The organism is Croceitalea rosinachiae (assembly GCF_031846445.1).
GTDB lineage: Bacteria > Bacteroidota > Bacteroidia > Flavobacteriales > Flavobacteriaceae > Croceitalea > Croceitalea rosinachiae.
Genome location: NZ_JAVRHR010000003.1, coordinates 429474 through 450065 on the forward strand (window position 1 = coordinate 429474; position 20592 = coordinate 450065).

The window sequence follows — 20592 nt, forward strand, 5'->3', positions numbered from 1 at the left end:
TTTACTTTTTGGGGTATTTTCTCATTTTACCGAACATCAAAAAAAGTATAAGTGCTAGAGGTTGCCAATAATATGTTGTAAAATGGGCCGAAGATGTTGGTAACGTTAAGAATTGTGTAAATTGTAGAATAGAATTATTCTAACATTCTAAAGTGTTGAGGCTAAATAGGTAAGCTTTTGTAAGAAAAGACCGAACTGTTAGAAAGGCAATATAAATATGTTTTTAAGTATACAAAACGATATTTTAAAAGTTTAGAATATGTCGGAAGAAAAATTGATGTCGAAGAAAAAACCTGCATTTGCCGTTAGCAAAAAGCTAGATGATTATTTAAGTGAGTACAGTCGAAAAATTGAAATTCCAATTTTTTATGAAGACCTACTTAGATTCTCTGGCTCGGTGACGGTTTATGACTCAAATGATGAAGATACCCTTTGGATTCGAGTTTATTATTCGGAGTTTGACAGAAAAGAAATTGATGATAGCCTTAAAAAAGTGTACTCTATTTTACATTCCGATGGAAGTAATAATATTCATCAATATTTAAATGTTGATGCAGTTGACTTTTGCACCTTTGGGAATTCAAAACCTTTTCGAATAAAAATCAGAAATATCCTTAATGATAACTTTACGTACTTCTATGTAAAAAAGACCGATGCCTCCCGTATTTATGGATTGGAATTGGAACATATGCTATCACCTTATAATCTTAACTTTTTAGTTTATAAGGACACTTTGATAGAAGAGCATATTGCCGGTATACCAGGTGATGAATTTATAAAGAACATGTTGCCAAAATGCTCAGAACCTGAAAAAGCACAACTTGCCAAGGAGTTTGTCAAGTTCAATGAACGCTGCATGATTCGGCTATTGGGTGATATGCGATCATATAACTATGTCATTGTTCCCGTTCATGATTTTGATCATGTAGTATATCGTATTCGAGCTATAGATTTTGACCAACAATGTTTTGAAGGGAAATTAAAAGTATACCGTCCCCAATTTTTTAAAGAAAACTATCAAATGGTAGAATTGGTCCGTAGTAAACTTCTTAGAGATTCTGTAGATCAATATAAATTGGAAGAACGCTCAATCGTTGCTAAACGAATATTAAGTTCTGGGGTTCGTATTAAAAGATTAAGAAGTATTTGTAAGACCGATGTAATTTCAACAAAAGAAAATATTGCTACTCTTTCTGAACAGATTTATGAGCTTACGCTCGATTTGAATTTTAAAAAATGTAAGACTATGGGAGATGTTCTTGACTTGGCCTTAAATTTTGTAAAACGGAATTATGAAGATGTAAGTATGAAGCAAATTATTGAACAGAATATTAAGATTCAATAATTCTTAGCTCAATATTTACAACCTAGTGCTTCTGCTCCTTATTAAAATATACTAGATAGTAGTACATCTGGCGTTCCTCATCCCAACCCTTTTCCACAAATTTTTCAGCTGATTCTGGATTGATAAAATCCATTTTGATTTGAATATTGGTATCTAAATTGATGACGTTCTTTATTTTTTTCCTGGCATCTGAAACTGCTTTATTAGCGATGTCAAAATTAGAAACGTCTTCAATACTATATTTCGGACCTTTTTCAACTTTGTAGTGTTTAAACTCAGGAATTAATTCTGGGTTTTCCATTACCTCATTCAGAAAACTACTTTCTTCAAAAGCATCATTCTTAGCAAAATGATTTACCGCACGGTTCATAAAAAGAACTTCTTGTTGTTTGTCTTCAGCAGGAAGCACTACGTCTTTGGCAAAGTTTTGGCAGAACTTCAAGTAGTTTTTTGTTTTGAAATTATCATCTGAAAGAGGTTCTAGTCCAAGAAAATTTTCCAACCAATATTTTGCATCATAGCGATTGCTGTCAATTGACAATACTTTATACCCTTCTTCTTTATCTACGTTAAAAACAAGGCATCCTTTATCGAGCTTATTAATGTTGATACCTTGTCGAATAATAATTTCAAGATTTTCTTTATTCTCCTGAAATTGTAAAAAATCGTGTTTCAACTCACTTTTAAAAATACCAATGGCATCAACTTTTTTATTGTCAAGAACCATATCCGAAAATTGGACAACATAAACTTCACCACTTTTGATATGTGGGTGGTTGGATTGTTCAAAAAGATGCGTGGCTATTTTTTTTGAGAGCAGATGGACTTTAGATGAGTCTGCAAAGATTTCTGAAACCACTTTAAATATTTCATTGAAGTCTGCATCAACTTCGTGCGCAAATTTGAAATAATTTTCTTCTTTTTCGCGAAAAGGCCTGAAAAAGTATTCTTTTAACAAGCCAGATATTTCATCATTTAGATTGTGGGGTTCAGAAGATAAAAAAACACCTTCGTTTTTGTTTTTGTTTCCTACTCTGTGCAGCGATACACTTTCGATTTGGGCGGGATAAAAGTTGAGCATATGTTTGTAAAAAGGTTATGAATTGATATATAAATTAAGGCAGCGGTTTTAGTTTGGGTAACTAATTCCAGTTTTCATCAAAGTCCAAATCATCATAATTTCCAAGGTCATCATCAAAGTCAACCGATGGTTTTGATTCAAAGTTTTTTTCAGGTGGAGAATCTGGTAATTCACCAAAACTAAATAAGATGTTTGGATAGGCTCTACCGTCTTCTTTCTCAGCGATGTCGGCTAATTCCACAAAAAAGGTCCACATATTAAAAAAATCGTAGACATAAATCATTTTAGGCGATTTTTCAGTAAGAGTGTCTTCAAGCCACGTTTCATTCATTAAGCGAACTTCAGAACCACCTTCGCTCATATCAAAGAGCGCAATTTCTTCATCTTGATTCCATTCTTCATCACAAGTGTAGAAAGAAGCCATTTCATTTCCCATAAAACCAAATGCTTGAGTTATGGCATTATGGAGCTCTTCTAAACTTTGACTAGCTTCAATCTCAATATCTCTGAAAATATCTTCTTGTGTATCAAGAATTATCCTGATTTTATAAATCATCCTCTAAAATTGGGTAGAGGCAAAGTTACAAAGATTTATGACTTTTGCTCTTGTTGGTAGCTTCTAAAAATAGATAAAATTGTATTCCAAAGAGCACACTCGCCAAAACTAAATGTAATGGTTGACTTGCAAATGGAAAATCAAAATAGTACATCGCAATACCACTGATTATCTCGAGCATGATTATAAATGCAATCCATTTTATTTTATCAAATGGAAGCTGTTTTTTTCTTATGTCAAAAAATAAGTATCCATTTAAAAGAAAAACGAGAATGGACATAGAACGATGAATATAAAATTGTATTGAAGGGTTTTCTAACCAAAGATTTTTCGCATTTTCGCCAACAAGGGTTAATTGGTCATCAACAAACTGCCTAACTTGAGTTCCGAGCACTATTTGTATCAATGTCAATATTAAGGTTGATAACACGAGTGCTTGTGTTGATTTTGCAATTAATACTTGAGTATTTTTTTGACTGGCCTTATGAATAATCAATAATAGTAAAGCTACGATGACCAAAGCCATAATCATATGGGTAGTTATTTTTACCGGTTCTAAGACCGAATATACTACAGTTGCTCCTAACCAAGCTTGAAATCCCATGCCAAATACCACTAGCAATGATACTATGGAGATATATTTTCTTTCTTTCCAAAACCGAATAGAAAATAAGGCCAACGCTAACGTTGCCAAACCTGCCAGTGCACCTAAAAGTCTATTGATATATTCAATCCATGTATGCCAAACATTAAATTTAGCATAGTCATGTTTAAGGTATGGTTTCCAGTTATTGAGTTCAAAACTTCCTGTAGTGGTGAAGTTATTTTTTGCGACCTGTAAGCTCTCTTCATAAATAATTACTTGACCTTTAATGAAAACCCTATTGGGTTGCCATTGTAATGTTTTTGCATCGGTTGGAGGAATGTAATACCCAAAACATTTAGGCCAATCAGGGCATCCCATACCACTGCCGGTCATTCTAACCACAGCTCCGGCAATGATAACTAAATAGATTAGAATCAAACTAAGCTTGGCAAGCTTTATAAATTTTACATTCATATTGCAATGGGCTTTAAACCAAGTTTCTTGCCTTTTTCTACCATAAAAACAAATGCCGAATCATGTTCATTAGGTATCTCCCCAGATAAAATAGCTTCCTTTATTGCTTCTTTAATAATGCCAATTTCCTTAGAAGGCTTTAAATCAAAAGTTTTCATAATCTCTTCACCAGAAACTGGCGGTTGAAAATTGCGAATGCGATCACGTTCTTCAACTTCAACGATTTTTTGACGGACCAACTGAAAGTTTTTCAGATATCTTTTTTGCTTTCCAGGATTCTTTGTTGTTATATCTGCCTCGCAAAGTGTCATCAAATCATCAACATAGTCACCAGCATCAAAAACCAATCTTCTCACAGCTGAATCTGTTACATGTTCTTCGGCCAATATGATAGGCCGTGAACTCATGAATACCATTTTTTGTACGAACTTCATTTTGTCGTTTAAAGGCATTTTTAACCTCTTGAATAGTTTATAAACCATTTTAGAGCCAACAAATTCATGTGCGTGAAAAGTCCAGCCGATTTTTTTAACAAAACGCTTTGTAGGGGCTTTGCCAATGTCATGTAACAGCGCTGCCCATCGCAACCAAAGGTTATTCGTGGTTTTTGAGATATTATCAACCACTTCTAAAGTATGCCAAAAATTATCTTTGTGCTTTTGTCCTTCTACTTCTTCTATGCCTTGTAAAGCTTTAAGTTCGGGCAGCACAATTGAAAGCAACCCTGTTTCGTGCATAAGCCTAAAACCTATGGAAGGTTTGTTGCTCATTAAAATTTTGTGTATCTCATCTACAATACGCTCTTTAGAAATAATTTTGAAACGCTCTTTATTCTGGGTAATGGCATCCAACGATTCAGAAGTTATCTCAAACTTTAATTGCGCAGCAAAACGTATGGCGCGCATCATTCTTAATGGGTCATCGGAATAGGTTATAGATGGCTCAAGTGGTGTTCGTAGCACTTTTTTGTTCAAATCTTGAATACCATTGAATGGGTCAAGAAGCGTTCCATAATTTTTTGAATTTAGTGAAATCGCTAGCGCATTAATTGTAAAATCTCTACGGTTTTGGTCATCTTCCAAAGTGCCGTTTTCGACAATAGGTTTTCTGCTCTCTCTCTGATAGCTTTCTTTTCTTGCACCTACAAACTCGAGTTCAAGCCCATTGTATTTAATCATGGCAGTACCAAAATTTTTAAAAATGGTGACATCTGGGTTTCCCTTCAACTTTTTGGCCACGGCTTGGGCTAGTTCAATCCCACTACCAATGGTTACAATATCAATATCTTTTGCCGCATTGCCCCTATTCAGTAAAAAATCTCTTACGAAGCCTCCAATCACATAACAATTGACCTTTGTGTCATCTGCGATTGTGCCGATAATTTGAAATATATCATGATTTAGGGCTTTTTTTAAATTCATCGAGATGTTGTTTTGTAAGTGCGAAAATTAGATTTATTCCCTAATGATTTTGACCACCCCATTGTTGCTTAGTTTTATCATAGAGGAAAGTGGTGAATTTTTCTTTTCCACTTGCAAATTTACCACATAGTCAACGCCTTTTAAAATTTGGTTTTCAATCTGATTAAAATTTTTGGATGATATACCAGAAAAATTTACTGAAGCTGCAATTATCGGTTTACCAAATTTATTGATTAGGTATTGACAAAATTTATCTGAAACTACCCGTATCGCAATAGTATTGTCTGAAGCAATTAGATTTTTAGCTAAGCCTTTTGGTTTATCAAAAACTATGGTGGTTGGTTTGCTAGCTAAATCAATGATATCGTATGCCACATCTGGTACCTCTTCAACATATCTTTCTAGCATAGCTTGGTCGGCAACTAAACAAATTAATGTTTTGCTGTCTTCTCTTTTTTTTAATTGATATACATTTTTAACCGCTTCTTCATTAGTGGCATCGCAACCAATACCCCAAGCAGTATCAGTGGGGTATAGGATAAGACCACCATTTTTTAATTTCTCAATGCAATTGTTTATTTCTATTGTCATTACTTAACTAATTCATGTAAGCTATAATAATCAGCAACTTTCCGCCATTGAATTCGATTTTTATCTTCCTTGATATTACCTTTTTTTAGAGATACACCTTGGGAGCCCCAAATAGGTATGGGTTCTTTTGTTAAGTACTCAGAGAGTAAAGAAGTAGTATTTTGTTTTAGAGACATTGCCTTAAACCAAAGATCGTCTGTAGTAGGTGTTAATTTTAAAAAAAGCTCAGAATTTATAACATCTTTAAATAAAGAATTTGGAGGGTAAAGTGTTCCGCAGGCTCCTATTGGTAATAAAGCTTTCCCATTGTTGCAAGCACCATTTATTAATGCCCATTTGGTGTAGGCTAATACTTTATTATCATAATATGAAATACAACGTACTTGATTTGCAATAATCGATGTTGGGCTCTTTTGATGGGCATTGTAAATATTTTCTAACCAATTTTTCCTGTAAATCATATCATCATCACAGGTGATGATGATATGATTCGGATATATTTTTAAGGTATTAACAAGTTTTCTGTGCGAAGAGGTAAGTTTAGAAAATCTAATCTCAAAAAATTCTCCTTCTAACCTAGAAAGCTTTTTAGGGATACTATTTTTTAAATCTTTATGTAACCATAAAATTATTTTTTCTGGAAGTATAGATTGGTTTAGGATACTTCTAATGGTTAAATGGACAATATTAAGACGTGACGGAATAGTAGCTAATGAAACTATTAAAGGAGAATTTCGCCCATTTTTAGTTAACCTCTTTTTTGATAAAGTCATCAAACGCAAAGAGTGAAAAAGAGAAATAGGAATTTCTTTTACTTTCATAAAAATCAATTTCAAGTATTGCAAAATTAAAGATATAGTGGAACAGTTTAATATTTATATTTTTGTCAGAATGGAATCACCTAAAATATCTGTAATAATAAGTACTTATAATGCTGAAGAATGGCTTAAAAAAGTACTTTGGGGTTTTAACTGTCAAACCTTTAAAGATTTTGAAATTGTCATTGCAGACGATGGTTCTGGGCCTAAGACAAAAGAGCTATTAGAAGAATTAAAAGAGAAAGTGTTCTATAACATTGTACATGTATGGCAGGAAGATAATGGTTTCCAAAAATCCCGAATTTTAAATAAATCAGTAGAGGCATGCAACGCTGATTATATTATTATGACAGACGGAGATTGTATTCCTCGTGAAGATTTTGTTCATGTTCATTATATAAATAAGCAAAAAGGATATTTTATCTCTGGAGGCTATTATATGTTGCCAATGAATATCTCTAAACTAATTACTTTAGAAGATATTGAACAGCAAAATTGTTTTCAAATTAGTTGGCTAAAAGAAAAAGGTATTCCTAAAACATTTAAGAATAATAAGTTGACAGCAAGGGGAGTTATTTCAAAACTTTTAAATACAGTAACGCCAACTAACGCCAGTTGGAATGGGCATAATTCTTCCGGTTGGAAAAAGGATATCTTAAACGTCAATGGTTTTGATGAAAGAATGCAATACGGCGGTCAAGATAGAGAATTAGGAGAGCGACTTTTTAATTTTGGACTTAAATCTAAACAGTTAAGATACAGTGCAGTTTGTGTTCACTTAGATCATAAAAGAGGCTATAAAACTCCAGAATCAATTTCAAAAAACAGGAAAATTAGAAAAGAAACAAGACTTGAAAAGCATGTGTGGACACACTATGGCATAACTAAATAGTATGCTAATTCGTTTTTCTTTTCCAAGCGTTTTAATTCACGGTAACGTTCCAGCGTACTCAAGGCGTTTAAATAACATACAGTGATGCCTTTTTTACCATCTAAGAAACCTAAACGCAATATATACTGGTACAAGAACTTCCAAAGTGGCTTTACAACTAAAAGTAAATAATTGAAACTTTTTTCTTTGTAGAAAGCTTCTTTTGCTTTAAGTCTTCCATAATGAAGCATCTTAGATTTATAGTCTTCAAAGTTTTTATAACAGTAGTGGGTTAATTTTTCTTTTAAAATGCAAGAGTTTCCATCAACTTCTAAAGTTTCGTGTACCAACTTGGCATCAGTAAATTTCACTTTGTTTTTTCTGAAAAGACGATGGTTCTTATCTGTCTGCCAACCGCTAAAATTTAGCTTTTGATTTTGGAACATAAATGTTCTATAAAACCAATATGCTTCACAAGATTTAGGGTCGTTAATGGTTTCTATAATTTCAGACTCCAAGCTTTCTGTAACCACTTCGTCTGCATCAACAAAAAGCACCCAATCGTTCGAAGCTTGTTCCAAAGCATACGACTTTTGAGCTGTAAAATTTGCAAAAGGATTTTGTATGACCTTTACATTAGATTGAGTTAAAAGATACTCATAGGTGCCATCTGTACTGTAAGAATCAACAACAATAATTTCATCTGCAAATGAAATAGATTCAATACATCTTTCAATGTAACCTATTTCATTATAGGTTATAATCAATGCCGATAGCTTCTGCTTTGGGGTGTGCATTTCAGCCATAGTTTGGTATTCTTGCGGTTTGGTAGTGTAAAACTATAACAAAAAAAAGAAGATAAAATTGTACAGAGAAGTATTTTTCTTACGTCCCATATTTTTTTCAAATCATCAACCTTACACCTTATAGATTACAAAAAGTGCAAAAGGTTGGCTTATATTTGAAAAAACATTGTATGGATTGGTTTATTGGAATTCTTGCCATAGGAGTTTTCGCCTTTTTTCTTGGAAAGTTTATTAAGCATAAGTCTTTATATCCTTTTATGCCTTTTAGATATGATTTTAGAAAGAGAAGAGGTAGTTTCTTAAAAGCGATGGATTTAATGAATGCTATCAACGCAAACATCATTATTGAAACTGGTACTTCAAGAGAAGGACTAAGAGGGACGAAAAGTAATGGTGCGGCTACTATAGTATTTGGCAAGTGGGCTCAAGAGAATAATGCTTTTGTACATTCTGTTGATATTAGTGAAGAATCTTGCAGAAACGCCCAGCAAGAAGTAGATAATCAAAACTTAAATAAAGTTGTAAAGATTCATCATTCTGATTCTTTGATATTTTTAGATGAATTTAATGACAAAGTAGATTTACTTTATTTGGATAGTTATGATTATAGCAGTGACGTAGAAGTACAAAAAAAAAGTCAAGAACACCATTTGTTAGAATTTAAAGCAATTGAAGATAAGCTGCATGAGAATAGCGTTGTCTTAATTGATGACTGTGATTTACCTAATGGGGGTAAAGGCAAGTTAGTCATCGCCTATATGGTTAAAAATGGATGGAGAATTGTTATAGATGCTTACCAGGTATTACTGGTTAGAGAAGACTTCGCTTTTGACAAAGCTTAACAATTCCTCTTTAAAATATTCTGGCTTGAAACGTTGGTAAAGTTGTAATGAATTTTTCCTTCGTTCCTTTTTAGGCATTAGGTTGATTTCATTCTCAAAATAATCTGCCAAATGAACAGCGCGATTAGCAGTGTTTTGATTGTAGGTTAACCACGCTTTTTTATTTATCCAAGGAGAAAAAATAGAAAAATTAGGGGTATCTAATGCTTTAGACATATTAGTTGCACCACCTTCATTACCAATATAAGCATCACAAATACTTAAGAGTCCTAAAAATTCTCTTAGTGAAGGACAAAAAACATTCTCCTTAATAGCTTTTTTAGATTTTGTAGAACATAAATTAAGAAGCTCTAAAACACTAGATTTTTGACTCGGAATATAGTTAAGAAGTAATGTTATTTCATAGGCTTCTGTCAAATAATCAATTACTTTGGCAAGGTATTCCAATGGGTAACTTTTAATAGGGCTACTGCCTTGTATGCCAATCATAAATACTTTTTTAGAAGAATCTGTTTTATGTCGTTCTAAAAGTTTCTCGGCTGCTTTTATCTCTTCATTAGCAAGAAATATTTTTGGTGCCAATTCTGGTTTTTTAAGCTTGGCAGTAATAGGAGAGAGCAATAAAAGGCGATTTTCAATTGCCAGCCCCAATTTAGTATCTGGGTTTTGAGAATAGCTAAACAAATGGTCGTAAATGAATTTTGAATACCATTTTTTGTATGAAATTTTGATGGCTGCCCTTGAAAAATAACTGATTAGGTTACTCTCTAGTTTGCAGTATACATCAATAACAATATCATACCGTTCACTTTTCACCTCTTTTAAAAACCTATAAAACTGAAGTTTTTCCTTTTTAAATCTATTTTCAAACAATACTATTTTGTCAATAAATGGATTTCCATCAACTACGGCCCGAGTGTGTTCGTTAATCAGAAAATGTACTTCCGCCTCGGAGAAATGAATTTTTAGGTGTTCGCAGACAACAGTACTCGCCAAAACATCACCAATCATTTTTTGTTGAATGACGAGAATCTTTTTCATTTAATAAAGATACTAAACGGCTACATTATACTCGCGAAGTGCGTCATTCAATGAGGTTTTCTTGTTGGTGCTTTCTTTTCTTTTTCCAATAATAAGGGCACAAGGCACTTGATATTCGCCCGCATTGAATTTTTTGGTATAACTACCAGGAATTACTACAGAACCAGAAGGGACGACTCCTTTTCTTTCAACAGGCTGGTTACCGGTCACATCAATTATTTTTGTTGATCCCGTTAGCACCACATTGGCCCCTAAAACAGCTTCTTTTTCTACTCGTACCCCCTCAACAACAATACAGCGAGAACCAATAAAGCAATTATCTTCTATAATAACAGGCGCCGCTTGTAAGGGTTCTAATACTCCGCCAATTCCTACGCCACCGCTAAGGTGAACATTTTTACCAATCTGGGCACAGCTACCCACTGTGGCCCAAGTATCTACCATGGTACCTTCATCTACATATGCACCAATATTCACATAACTTGGCATTAATATAGTCCCGTTTGAAATGTATGCCCCATGTCTAGCAACAGCATGTGGAACAACCCGAATACCTTTTTGTTCATACCCACGCTTCAACGGAATCTTGTCATGATATTCAAAGATTCCTGCTTCTAGGGTTTCCATTTTTTGAATAGGAAAGTAAAGTACAACACCTTTTTTGACCCATTCATTGATTTGCCAACCGTCTAAAGAGGGTTCAGCGCAACGTAATTTTCCATCATCTAGCATTGAAATAACCTCTCGAATAGCATTTTGGGTTTCTTGATCTTTTAAAAGCTCTCGGTTATCCCAGGCATTTTCAATTCGAGTTCGAAGTGCATACATGTTCTAAATTTTTGGTAAATATAATCTTAACCATCACAATATTTTGGTCAAATTTAAATGCATAACAATTTTAGGTTTATTTTTGCCAAAATTTCAAGATTGGCTCGAATATTGGCTTTGGATTATGGAAAAGTACGCACAGGAATAGCTGTCACTGATGAAATGCAGTTGATAGCATCAGGTCTTACAACTGTTCCAACTAAAGAGTTATTGGAATTTTTAAAGAAGTATTTGGCCAATGAAGATGTAGAGCGTATTATTTTGGGAGAACCCAAACAAATGGATGGAACGGCTTCGGAATCGGAAGCTTTGATTCAAATTTTTTTAAAAAAACTTGAAAAGCAGTTTCCTAAGGTAAGAGTTGAACGACAAGATGAACGTTTTACCTCAAAAATGGCCATGCAAAGCATGTTGGCTGGCGGAGTGAAAAAAAAAAAGAGACAAGACAAAGCACTAGTTGATGAGATTAGCGCCACCTTAATCTTACAATCTTATCTTGAAAGAATTTAAACCTATGATTTTATCCATTGTTGCCTACGGTGACCCCGTTTTGCGAAAAAGAGCATCAGATATCAATGCTGGTCACCCTAAATTGAAAGAATTAATAGCAAATATGTGGGAAACCATGTATAAAGCTAGTGGTGTTGGATTAGCCGCACCCCAGGTAGGACTTTCGTTAAGATTATTTGTGATTGATGCTACCCCTTTTGCAGATGATGAGGACTTGAGCAAAGAAGAACAAGAAGTTTTGAAAGGCTTCAAGAAAGTATTTATCAATGCGAAGATTGAAGAGGAAACTGGTGAAGATTGGGCTTTCAATGAAGGATGTTTGAGCATACCTGATATTAGAGAAGATGTCAATAGAAAAGATACGATTACAATTTCTTACCAAGATGAAAACTTTAAAACACGTACAGAAATTTATGATGGATTAGTTGCGCGTGTAATTCAACATGAATACGATCATATAGAAGGTATTTTGTTTACAGATAAACTATCGTCTTTAAAAAAGCGATTGCTAAAAAGTAGGTTGGATAAAATTTCTAAAGGAAAAATAAACGTAGATTATAAAATGCGCTTTCCTAATCTTAAAAAAGGACGCTAATCACTCATATTTTTAATGAAAAGTATAAATTTGCGCGCACTAAATTGTTTTAAATGGCTTTAGATAAAATCTTATCGATAGGGGGTAAACCAGGACTTTATAAATTATTGACACAAACCCGAGCCGGTTTTGTTGGAGAATCTTTATTAGACGGCAAAAGAGTGACTGTAAGTTTGCAAAATAATGTAAGTGTATTATCGGAAATTGCAATTTACACTTTGGAAGAGGAGGTTCCCCTAAAAGATGTTTTCCAAAAAATTAAGGATAAAGAAAAAGGTGAGAAGACATCAGTAGGTCATAAAGAGGATAAGTTAAAATTAGAAGAATACTTCTTTGAAATATTACCAAACTATGATGAGGATAGGGTATATGCCAGCGATATTAAAAAAATAATTCAATGGTATAACATTCTTCACGAACAAGGTATCACAGACTTTTCTGATACAGATGATGAAGAAGTTGCCAAAAGTGAAGAGGAGTAAAATTTTTTTCTACTCTAGTCTTTTTTAATTGTTTCGACAGTATGTTTGCTTTTCTCCCAGTCTATTAATTTTGAAGGATAATAATTTACATTCATTCGTTCTAAGAATGGAGCTTGTTTCGCCAGTCTAACTTTATAGTTTTCCCAATCCCTGTTTTCTTCTGTAGACCAGCTCAGTTCAGAATAACCAATTGCTCTTGGGAACGCTAGATACTCCAACTCAGAAGAATTGCTAATGGTCTCTGACCAAAGCGGCGCCTCAACACCTAAAATGTTTTCATTGTCAATTCCACTATAAGTTTCAGGAGTCCACACGTAGGCAGAATCAACGGGAATATAGGCAGCCCAGTGCAACCCATATTTTGATAATGGATCATATTGCATATCTAAATATGCTTTTTTTGCAGGCGAGAGAATAACCTGCATTCCTTTCTTAACGGCAGATCTTGCATTGTCTTCGCTATTCCAGAATTGTGTAATTGAGGTTGAATCTATATCTGCCGTGGCCACTTCATCCCAACCAATCATTCTCTTTCCATGTTTCTGAACGATTTTTTCAACACGTTCTACAAAGTATTTATAATCATTTTTCTTAGTAACGTGACTTTCATCACCACCAATATGAAAATATGGGCCTGGGCTCATCTGAGATATTTCTCGAACAACATCATCAATGAAAGAATAAACGGTGTCTTTGCGAGTGTCAAATGTACTAAAACCAACATGGGTTCCCTCGTATAGTTTAGGTGTTTTTCCATTGCCATTTAAGAATGGATAGGAAACTGACGCTGCGTTGGTATGACCTGGCATATCGACTTCAGGAATTATCATCATATGGTGCTTGCTGGCATATGCCACGAGTTCTTTATATTCTTCTTGCGTATAAAAACCTCCAGATTCACCACCTACCTCTGTACTACCACCTATTTCTGTAAGCCTTGGCCAAGATTTTATCTCAATCCGCCAACCTTGATCATCGGTCAAATGCATGTGCAATACATTGATTTTGTAATAGGCAAGTATGTCAATAAACTTTTTGACTTCATCTACACCAAAAAAGTGACGCGCAACATCAAGCATTGCCCCTCTAAACTCAAAATTTGGTTCATCTATAATTTTACCTGAGGGAATAGGCCAAATGGAATGCTCATTCAAGGTGTCGTTGCTTTTTTCCGGAATTAACTGCCTTAGTGTTTGTATTCCTCTAAAAGCTCCTTCAGTAGTTTTTGCGTTTAAAATCAATGAATCTTTGTTAATGTATAGTTGGTAGGCTTCATGTTCTTTCAGTTCCAAATTTTCAGTTTGGTTAATAAAAATAATACGATCTACTGTACTCCCTTCCGTATCATTTACAGGTAGTCTTAACCCCGTTTTTGACTGAATTTTAGTTGATAAAAACGCTCCTATATCAGCAAGACTGCTATCGCTTGATGAGGTGTATATCGCGGTGAATTGATCTAACGCAAATGCAGAATTTGTTGGGATGACCTTTAAAGGCATTGGAATCAGGGCTTCTTCAGCTAAATCGATATCGGGAACAAGTACTTCTTTTTTTGGTTCAGTACAGGCGAAACAAAATAATAGCGCAGTATATACAATTATACCTTTATAAATTGCAGATTTAAGCATAGCTAGTTTTATGAAGGGTTAAACTTTTGACTAAACTCAAAGGTACGAGAGAAAAAGTCATAAAGATTTGTATTATTTTTTCAAACTTTGATAGTATTATGGTAAAAAAGATTTGATTTTTTCATACCAGAGATCGTAACCCAATTTGTTCATATGAAGCCCATCTTCAATAAAGATATCTGTTCTAACTTTTCTACCATTAAGCATAATATCCCAAACATCGGCATAACTGATTCTAGGATTTTCTGAAGCGATTTTTGAAAAACGTTTATTTAACCGTTTGTATTTTCCTTTTAGTTTCCAACGTGAGATACTGGGTTTGGCTGAAATCAAAACGATTTCTGAATTTGGTAATTTAGTTTGAATCTGTTGTAAGACCTCTTGAGTAGTTTTGATAATTTGACGAGGCCTTTTTCTTGCAAAAACATCGTTATCCCCTTCATAGATAAATACTTGGACTGGTTGGTATCGCAAAACCAACTTATCTAAATGATATAATAAATCTGCAGTCTGTGAACCTCCAAAACCGGAATTTAAAATTTGATATTTTGGAAAACGTTCTTGTACATCTGTCCAGAACCGAATACTCGAACTCCCTGTAAATACAATGGTTTCTTTGTTATTGTCCCAAAGACTATCGTTACGTCTAGTAATACTGTCAACTTCCTTTTGAAAGGCATTTTGGGCAGTAGACTGAATAGAGACAAAGACGATTAAGAGAATTGAAAAATATTTGATCATTGAATTTTAACTTTAGTGATTCCTTCTACTATTGACCAATCATGAAAACGTTCTATCCAAGTGTCTGATGGTAATCCGTTTTTTCGCATTCCAAAACCATGGCCGCCCTTAGAATACATATGTAGACCAACAATTTTTCCTGCATTGAACATTGACAAATACAGGTCAATAGAACCTTTTGCTAAACCAAGTGGGTCGTCAGTGGCACAAACAACTAACATGGGTGGAGCATCTTCTTTGGGTGTTTGAACGGCCATTGCATCCGTCCAAGCATAAACAGGAACTAAAAAATCAGGACGGTTCTTTTCTTCGTAATTATAAGAAACTCCCATAGTTACCGAACCCCCCGCAGAGAAGCCCATAAAGCCAATTTTTTCTGGATCAATTCCATAGTTTAAGGCATTTTCGCGGATGTGAGAAATCGCATTTAAACCATCTTGAATAGAATATGGCATAACCTTGGCAACTTCTTCTCCAATTTTTTGTGGATTCGTTTGCGATAACTTGGTGATGTCTGCAACCCCATCTTCACCAGTGGGAACCAATCTATATTTTAATACAAAACCGGTTATCCCTTTTTTAGCTAACCATTTGGCCACCTCATTGCCCTCACTATTGATACTATGGGCATAAAGGCCTCCCCCTGGCGCTATTATAACTGCAGTACCCGTGTTACTTTCTTTGGTTGGTCTATAAACCTGCATGGTTGGTTCAGATACATTAGTCACAACTTGGGTCATCCAAATATTGGAAAAGTATTCTTTTTCCGGATTCGTCCATGTAACCCCGTCAATGGTATTATGCGGCAGTTTCACTATTTCTTGTGAGAAAACCGTGCAGATAGAAATAAATAAAAATGAAAAGATTAAAGCCTTCATCTAGTATTTTTTAAGTTGTTGTTTTTATGGCGAATACACCAAAGACCAAAAAAGGTCAATAGGCCATTTAAAGGTAATAATTCATACCCTAAAACATATCCTCCTAAATAAGCTTTGTCTACATTGGCAATTATTGCAATTAGTATTACCGATAAAATACTGACAATCCATACATATCTATCTTTAATTTTATGTTTGGTAAAAATACCAAAGGCAAATAGCCCGAGCAATGGACCATAGGTATACCCAGCTACGGTCAACAAACTGTCAATCACATTGCTGCTCAATATGTATTTAAAGGCAATAATCACTATGATTAGTGCAAGACTCATCCAAATATGGGTTCTTTTGCGAACACGCTTTTTTTCTGCTTCTTCTTTCTTTTCTAAATTCAGAAAATCTACACAAAAAGATGTGGTCAACGAAGTTAATGCGCTATCAGCACTGCTATAGGCTGCGGCTATAAGCCCCAGCATAAAAGTGATGGAAAGCGTTAATCCAAGTCCACTGTTTAATGCTATTTCAGGGAAGAGCAAATCGGTTTTTGGGTTTCCATCCATTAATGGCATTGTGATAGTGTTTTGGTTAGCATACATGAATAAAAGTGCGCCTAAGAGCATGAACAAAAAAGTAACACCAACCAATACAAAACTGAAAGAAACCATGTTTTTTTGAGCGTCTTTTAAATTTTTGCAGGTCAGGTTTTTTTGCATCATATCCTGATCAAGCCCTGTCATACATATGGTAACAAACATGCCACCCACAAAAGATTTGATAAAATGATTACGAGCCAAAAAATCTTCAGTGAATAATACTTTATTGTATTGTTTTAATTCTTCAGAAACCAAAAACTCACCAAAGCTCCAATCCAATTCCCGATTGATTAAAATAATAGATAAGACAACAGCAGCAATCATAAAGGCGGTTTGTAGCGTATCTGTCCAGACGATGGTTTTGATTCCCCCTTTGTTAGTGTAAATCCAAATCAATAAAATAGAAATGATTACGGTAATTTCGAAAGGAATTCCGAAATCATCAAATACAAATTGCTGTAAAACAATTGCAACTAGGTATAACCTAAAAGCCGCCCCCAATACACGGGATACAAAAAAGAAAAAAGCACCTGTCTTATGACTTACTTTCCCAAATCGTTCAAGTAAATATTCATAAATAGAGGTAAGGTTGAGTTTGTAGTAAATTGGAAGTAGCACAAATGCAACTACAAAATAACCCACTAAATACCCCAAGACGACTTGAAAATACCCGAATTGTGAGGCTTCTACCCAGCCTGGAACCGAAATAAATGTCACTCCAGACAGCGATGCTCCTACCATACCAAAAGCAACCAAATACCAAGGAGATTTCTTTCCTGCTTTAAAAAAATCAGCATTAGAATCGTTTTTCCCTGTGAAATAGGAAATCAGAAGGAGTACAATAAAATAGGCTACTATAAGGAGTATAATTTGAGTAGCGGTCATAAAATCAATTTGTAATGCAAAGTACAAATATCTCTAATCATAAATGTAAAATCGTAATTTTACTTGCTCAACTATACGAATGGAATACGCATCAAAGCTATTGGAGAATGCAGTTTACGAGGTATCTCAGCTACCAGGAATCGGCAAGCGGACAGCATTGCGCCTGGTTTTACATCTTTTAAAGCAGCCAGAGCAACAAACCACATTGTTAGCAGAAGCAATTTTAAAGCTTAGGACAGAAATTAATTTCTGTAGTTCGTGCTACAACATTTCTGATACTGAATTGTGCGAAATATGTGCCAACCCCAAAAGAGATGCCTCATTGGTCTGTGTTGTGGAAGATATTCGAGATGTAATGGCCATAGAAAACACTTCTCAATATCAAGGACTTTATCATGTCTTAGGGGGAAAAATATCCCCCATGGAAGGTATTGGTCCTCAAGACCTTAATATTGTTCCCTTGATAACTAAAATAAAAGAAGGCAATATAAAAGAGTTGATTTTTGCTTTGAGCTCGACTATGGAAGGTGACACTACCAACTTTTATATTTATAAACAGTTAGAAGGTATTGACGTGACTACTTCTACCATTGCCAGAGGAATAGCTGTTGGTGATGAATTAGAATATGCAGATGAAGTGACTTTAGGTCGAAGTATTTTAAATAGAGTGCCCTTTGAAAACTCAATGAAAGCAAATTGAATTTAGAACAAAATAGGAATACGAAATATTATATTTAATACGTTTAAATCAGAAATAAGGACATTTTTGTAGTATTTTTGCAAAAAATAAGCCGTAAACGATACTTTAATTAAGAATATGCCAAATTTTGAATTGAAATTACCTCAGATGGGAGAAAGTGTTGCCGAAGCGACACTGACGACTTGGCTTAAAGAAGTTGGAGATACCGTAGAACTTGATGAAGCGATCTTCGAAATAGCTACGGATAAGGTAGATTCTGAAGTGCCCAGCGAGGTCGAAGGGAAACTTGTTGAGAAAAGATTTGATGTTGATGATGTCATTAAAGTTGGTGAAGTAGTTGCTGTAATCGAGGTAGATGGTGCTTTTGAACAAAGCGAGGGGCAAGTAGAAATTGCTCCAGTTGTTGTAGAGAAAAACATTGAAACACCTGTTGCCCAGATTGAAAAGGAACTTTCCATTGCTAAGGAAACTGTAGCAACCCCTATCTATGACCTTTCTAATTCTGAGCGTTTTTATTCTCCATTAGTTAAAAATATAGCTAAACAAGAAGGTATTTCAATCACGGAGCTGGATGCAATTCAAGGGACAGGAAAGGAAGGTCGTGTTACCAAGAATGATATACTGGCATTTATTGATAATAGAAGTAGTGGCAAAATTAAGTTTGTGGAAGAAATTCAGGTCAAACCTGATATGCCGAGAGAAGAAAAGACTGCTGTTATTAAACCAGTTGCAGAAGTTCTAAAATCGAAGAAGGTTGAATCTGTCTCGGGTGATGAACGCATACCACTGACCAGAATGGGCAAGTTAATCGCGCATCATATGGTAGAGAGTATTTCAAATTCTGCCCACGTACAAAGTTTTGTCGAAGTTGATGTGACCAATGTGGTCAATTGGAGAAATAAAACAAAGAGATCCTTTGAAGAACGCGAAGGTGAGAAGCTTACGTTTACACCTATTTTTATGGAGGCCGTTGCTGTTGCCTTAAAAAAATATCCTATGGTCAATATTTCTTTAGATGGTGACACCGTTATCAAAAAAAGGAATATAAATATTGGCATGGCTGCTGCCTTGCCCGACGGTAATTTGATTGTACCGGTAATAAAAAATGCTGATAGATTAAACTTAGTTGGGATGGCAAAAACAGTGAATGATTTGGCTAATCGTGCAAGAAACAATCAGCTCAAACCAGATGATATCAAAGATGGAACCTATACAGTTACTAACGTAGGTACATTTGGTAGTATTTTTGGCACACCTATAATTAATCAACCTCAAGTAGGTATTTTAGCTTTAGGGGCTATTCGAAAAATGCCATCAGTAATTGAAACTCCCGAAGGAGACTTTATTGGAGTTAGAAGCAAAATGTTCTTATCGCACAGCTATGATCACAGGGTTGTTAATGGGGCTTTGGGTGGAATGTTTGTTAAAGCAGTTGCTGATTACTTAGAAGCTTGGGATGTTAATCGAGAAATCTAGTTATTGTTCCCTTTTTCTGCGTATACTTTTCTAATTTTAGGGTAGTCAAAATTTAAGAACAAATGAAGTCATTTTTCTTTATTGTAGTTACTGCTCTTTTTTGTTTGGTAAATCTTAATGCCCAGGATGTAGCATCTTACCAAAAGCAGGTATTTGAAATGGATAATGGAGCTATGCCCTATCGAATACTATTACCAAAAGACTTTGATGAACAGAAACAATATCCTTTGATATTGGTTTTGCATGGGTCCGGCGAACGTGGGAATGACAATGAATCTCAATTGGTGCATGGTTCTAGTTTGTTTTTAAAAGACGAGGTTCGTGAAAACTACCCAGCCATTGTTGTATTTCCTCAATGTAAAGCAAATAGTTCATGGGCCAAGGTGGGTTATGGAGGTCAATTGGCTAATCGTGAGTTTACATTTTATAAGAAAGCCAAACCTACTGCCGATATGCTATTATTGGAAGGATTGATAAAGCATTTGAAAGAGAAGTATAACATTAATAAAGACCAAATGTATGTGGGTGGATTATCAATGGGCGGGATGGGTACTTTTGAATTGGTAAGGCGAAATCCCAGAATGTTCATAGCGGCATTTCCAATTTGTGGCGGGGCTAATCCTGTAATTGCGAATAAAATAAAGAAAACGCATTGGTGGGTATTCCATGGAGATGCTGATGAGGCTGTACCGCCTATATATTCTACTCAAATGGTAAATGCATTACAAAAGGTGAGTTCGGATGTCACGTATTCTTTATATCCAAATGTAGGTCATAATAGCTGGGACAATGCTTTTGCGGAAGCAGAATTGTTGCCTTGGCTTTTTTCCATATCTAAATAAAT

At 34.8% G+C, this 20592-nt stretch carries 22 protein-coding genes; 9 read left to right on the forward strand and 13 right to left on the reverse strand.

The window, feature by feature from the left end; all coding sequences use genetic code 11:
- The first annotated feature begins 259 nt into the window (after nucleotides 1–259).
- A complete protein-coding gene (locus RM706_RS14535) occupies nucleotides 260–1345 on the forward strand; it encodes a hypothetical protein (RefSeq protein ID WP_311352830.1) in 1086 nt (361 codons plus the stop codon).
- 22 nt (nucleotides 1346–1367) lie between these two features.
- On the opposite strand, the gene RM706_RS14540 is transcribed toward RM706_RS14535, so the two are convergent.
- From RM706_RS14540 to RM706_RS14565, 6 genes are all read right to left on the reverse strand, one after another.
- Nucleotides 1368–2426: a nucleoid-associated protein gene (locus tag RM706_RS14540; protein WP_311352832.1), complete on the reverse strand. Its 1059-nt coding sequence runs from the start codon at nucleotides 2424–2426 to the stop codon at nucleotides 1368–1370.
- A gap of 61 nt (nucleotides 2427–2487) precedes the next feature.
- The gene (locus tag RM706_RS14545) at nucleotides 2488–2982 is read right to left on the reverse strand and encodes an IS1096 element passenger TnpR family protein (protein WP_311352834.1); all 495 of its coding nucleotides are present in this window, start codon (nucleotides 2980–2982) and stop codon (nucleotides 2488–2490) included.
- A 25-nt stretch (nucleotides 2983–3007) separates the two neighbouring features.
- Entirely contained in the window at nucleotides 3008–4042 is a 1035-nt protein-coding gene (locus RM706_RS14550; protein WP_311352836.1) for a COX15/CtaA family protein, read from the reverse strand.
- Entirely contained in the window at nucleotides 4039–5463 is a 1425-nt protein-coding gene (locus RM706_RS14555; RefSeq protein ID WP_311352838.1) for a CCA tRNA nucleotidyltransferase, read from the reverse strand. Before RM706_RS14555 ends, RM706_RS14550 begins: the two co-directional genes overlap by 4 nt.
- A gap of 33 nt (nucleotides 5464–5496) precedes the next feature.
- Nucleotides 5497–6054: an L-threonylcarbamoyladenylate synthase gene (locus tag RM706_RS14560; protein ID WP_311352840.1), complete on the reverse strand. Its 558-nt coding sequence runs from the start codon at nucleotides 6052–6054 to the stop codon at nucleotides 5497–5499.
- Nucleotides 6054–6875, reverse strand: coding sequence for a zinc-binding alcohol dehydrogenase (locus RM706_RS14565; RefSeq protein WP_311352841.1), 822 nt, complete (start codon nucleotides 6873–6875; stop codon nucleotides 6054–6056). Before RM706_RS14565 ends, RM706_RS14560 begins: the two co-directional genes overlap by 1 nt.
- Before the next feature lie 70 nt (nucleotides 6876–6945).
- Between RM706_RS14565 and RM706_RS14570 the strand changes: the two genes are divergently transcribed.
- The gene (locus tag RM706_RS14570; RefSeq protein WP_311352843.1) at nucleotides 6946–7764 is read left to right on the forward strand and encodes a glycosyltransferase; all 819 of its coding nucleotides are present in this window, start codon (nucleotides 6946–6948) and stop codon (nucleotides 7762–7764) included.
- On the opposite strand, the gene RM706_RS14575 is transcribed toward RM706_RS14570, so the two are convergent.
- Nucleotides 7746–8549, reverse strand: a complete 804-nt coding sequence (locus RM706_RS14575; RefSeq protein ID WP_432264976.1) for a glycosyltransferase family 2 protein — start codon at nucleotides 8547–8549, stop codon at nucleotides 7746–7748. The two genes, RM706_RS14570 and RM706_RS14575, sit on opposite strands and share 19 nt — an antisense overlap.
- A 170-nt stretch (nucleotides 8550–8719) precedes the next feature.
- Between RM706_RS14575 and RM706_RS14580 the strand changes: the two genes are divergently transcribed.
- Nucleotides 8720–9391 carry a class I SAM-dependent methyltransferase gene (locus RM706_RS14580; protein ID WP_311352847.1) on the forward strand — a complete coding sequence of 224 codons (672 nt, stop codon included), beginning with the start codon at nucleotides 8720–8722 and terminating at the stop codon, nucleotides 9389–9391.
- Here the strand turns inward: RM706_RS14580 and RM706_RS14585 are convergent.
- Nucleotides 9353–10432, reverse strand: coding sequence for a glycosyltransferase family 9 protein (locus tag RM706_RS14585; protein WP_311352849.1), 1080 nt, complete (start codon nucleotides 10430–10432; stop codon nucleotides 9353–9355). The genes RM706_RS14580 and RM706_RS14585 overlap by 39 nt on opposite strands.
- 12 nt (nucleotides 10433–10444) lie before the next feature.
- Complete coding sequence (locus RM706_RS14590; RefSeq protein WP_311352851.1) at nucleotides 10445–11260, reverse strand: 2,3,4,5-tetrahydropyridine-2,6-dicarboxylate N-succinyltransferase; 816 nt, start codon at nucleotides 11258–11260, stop codon at nucleotides 10445–10447.
- 99 nt (nucleotides 11261–11359) lie between these two features.
- Here RM706_RS14590 and ruvX point away from each other — a divergent pair, with 99 nt between their 5' ends.
- Genes ruvX through RM706_RS14605 form a run of 3 tightly spaced genes read left to right on the forward strand, consistent with a single transcriptional unit; the run spans nucleotide 11360 to nucleotide 12847 of the window.
- Nucleotides 11360–11770 (forward strand): Holliday junction resolvase RuvX, encoded by a 411-nt coding sequence (gene ruvX / locus RM706_RS14595; RefSeq protein WP_311352853.1) that lies wholly within the window; start codon nucleotides 11360–11362, stop codon nucleotides 11768–11770.
- Nucleotides 11771–11774: 4 nt separating this feature from the next.
- Nucleotides 11775–12365, forward strand: a complete 591-nt coding sequence (def, locus tag RM706_RS14600; RefSeq protein ID WP_311352855.1) for a peptide deformylase — start codon at nucleotides 11775–11777, stop codon at nucleotides 12363–12365.
- A 53-nt stretch (nucleotides 12366–12418) separates the two neighbouring features.
- The gene (locus RM706_RS14605) at nucleotides 12419–12847 is read left to right on the forward strand and encodes a DUF5606 family protein (protein ID WP_311352857.1); all 429 of its coding nucleotides are present in this window, start codon (nucleotides 12419–12421) and stop codon (nucleotides 12845–12847) included.
- A 14-nt stretch (nucleotides 12848–12861) separates the two neighbouring features.
- Here RM706_RS14605 and RM706_RS14610 read toward each other — a convergent pair whose 3' ends face one another.
- From RM706_RS14610 to RM706_RS14625, 4 genes are all read right to left on the reverse strand, one after another.
- Nucleotides 12862–14475, reverse strand: a complete 1614-nt coding sequence (locus tag RM706_RS14610; RefSeq protein ID WP_311352859.1) for a beta-N-acetylhexosaminidase — start codon at nucleotides 14473–14475, stop codon at nucleotides 12862–12864.
- Nucleotides 14476–14571: 96 nt separating this feature from the next.
- Entirely contained in the window at nucleotides 14572–15216 is a 645-nt protein-coding gene (locus RM706_RS14615) for a GDSL-type esterase/lipase family protein (protein ID WP_311352861.1), read from the reverse strand.
- Entirely contained in the window at nucleotides 15213–16094 is an 882-nt protein-coding gene (locus RM706_RS14620; protein WP_311352863.1) for an alpha/beta hydrolase, read from the reverse strand. Before RM706_RS14620 ends, RM706_RS14615 begins: the two co-directional genes overlap by 4 nt.
- The gene (locus RM706_RS14625; RefSeq protein WP_311352865.1) at nucleotides 16091–17572 is read right to left on the reverse strand and encodes a sodium:solute symporter; all 1482 of its coding nucleotides are present in this window, start codon (nucleotides 17570–17572) and stop codon (nucleotides 16091–16093) included. Before RM706_RS14625 ends, RM706_RS14620 begins: the two co-directional genes overlap by 4 nt.
- A gap of 79 nt (nucleotides 17573–17651) precedes the next feature.
- Here RM706_RS14625 and recR point away from each other — a divergent pair, with 79 nt between their 5' ends.
- From recR to RM706_RS14640, 3 genes are all read left to right on the forward strand, one after another.
- A complete protein-coding gene (gene recR, locus RM706_RS14630; protein WP_311352866.1) occupies nucleotides 17652–18272 on the forward strand; it encodes a recombination mediator RecR in 621 nt (206 codons plus the stop codon).
- Between the two features lie 117 nt (nucleotides 18273–18389).
- Nucleotides 18390–19748 carry a dihydrolipoamide acetyltransferase family protein gene (locus tag RM706_RS14635; protein ID WP_311352868.1) on the forward strand — a complete coding sequence of 453 codons (1359 nt, stop codon included), beginning with the start codon at nucleotides 18390–18392 and terminating at the stop codon, nucleotides 19746–19748.
- A gap of 62 nt (nucleotides 19749–19810) precedes the next feature.
- Nucleotides 19811–20590 carry a carboxylesterase family protein gene (locus RM706_RS14640; protein ID WP_311352870.1) on the forward strand — a complete coding sequence of 260 codons (780 nt, stop codon included), beginning with the start codon at nucleotides 19811–19813 and terminating at the stop codon, nucleotides 20588–20590.
- The last annotated feature ends 2 nt before the right edge of the window (nucleotides 20591–20592 follow it).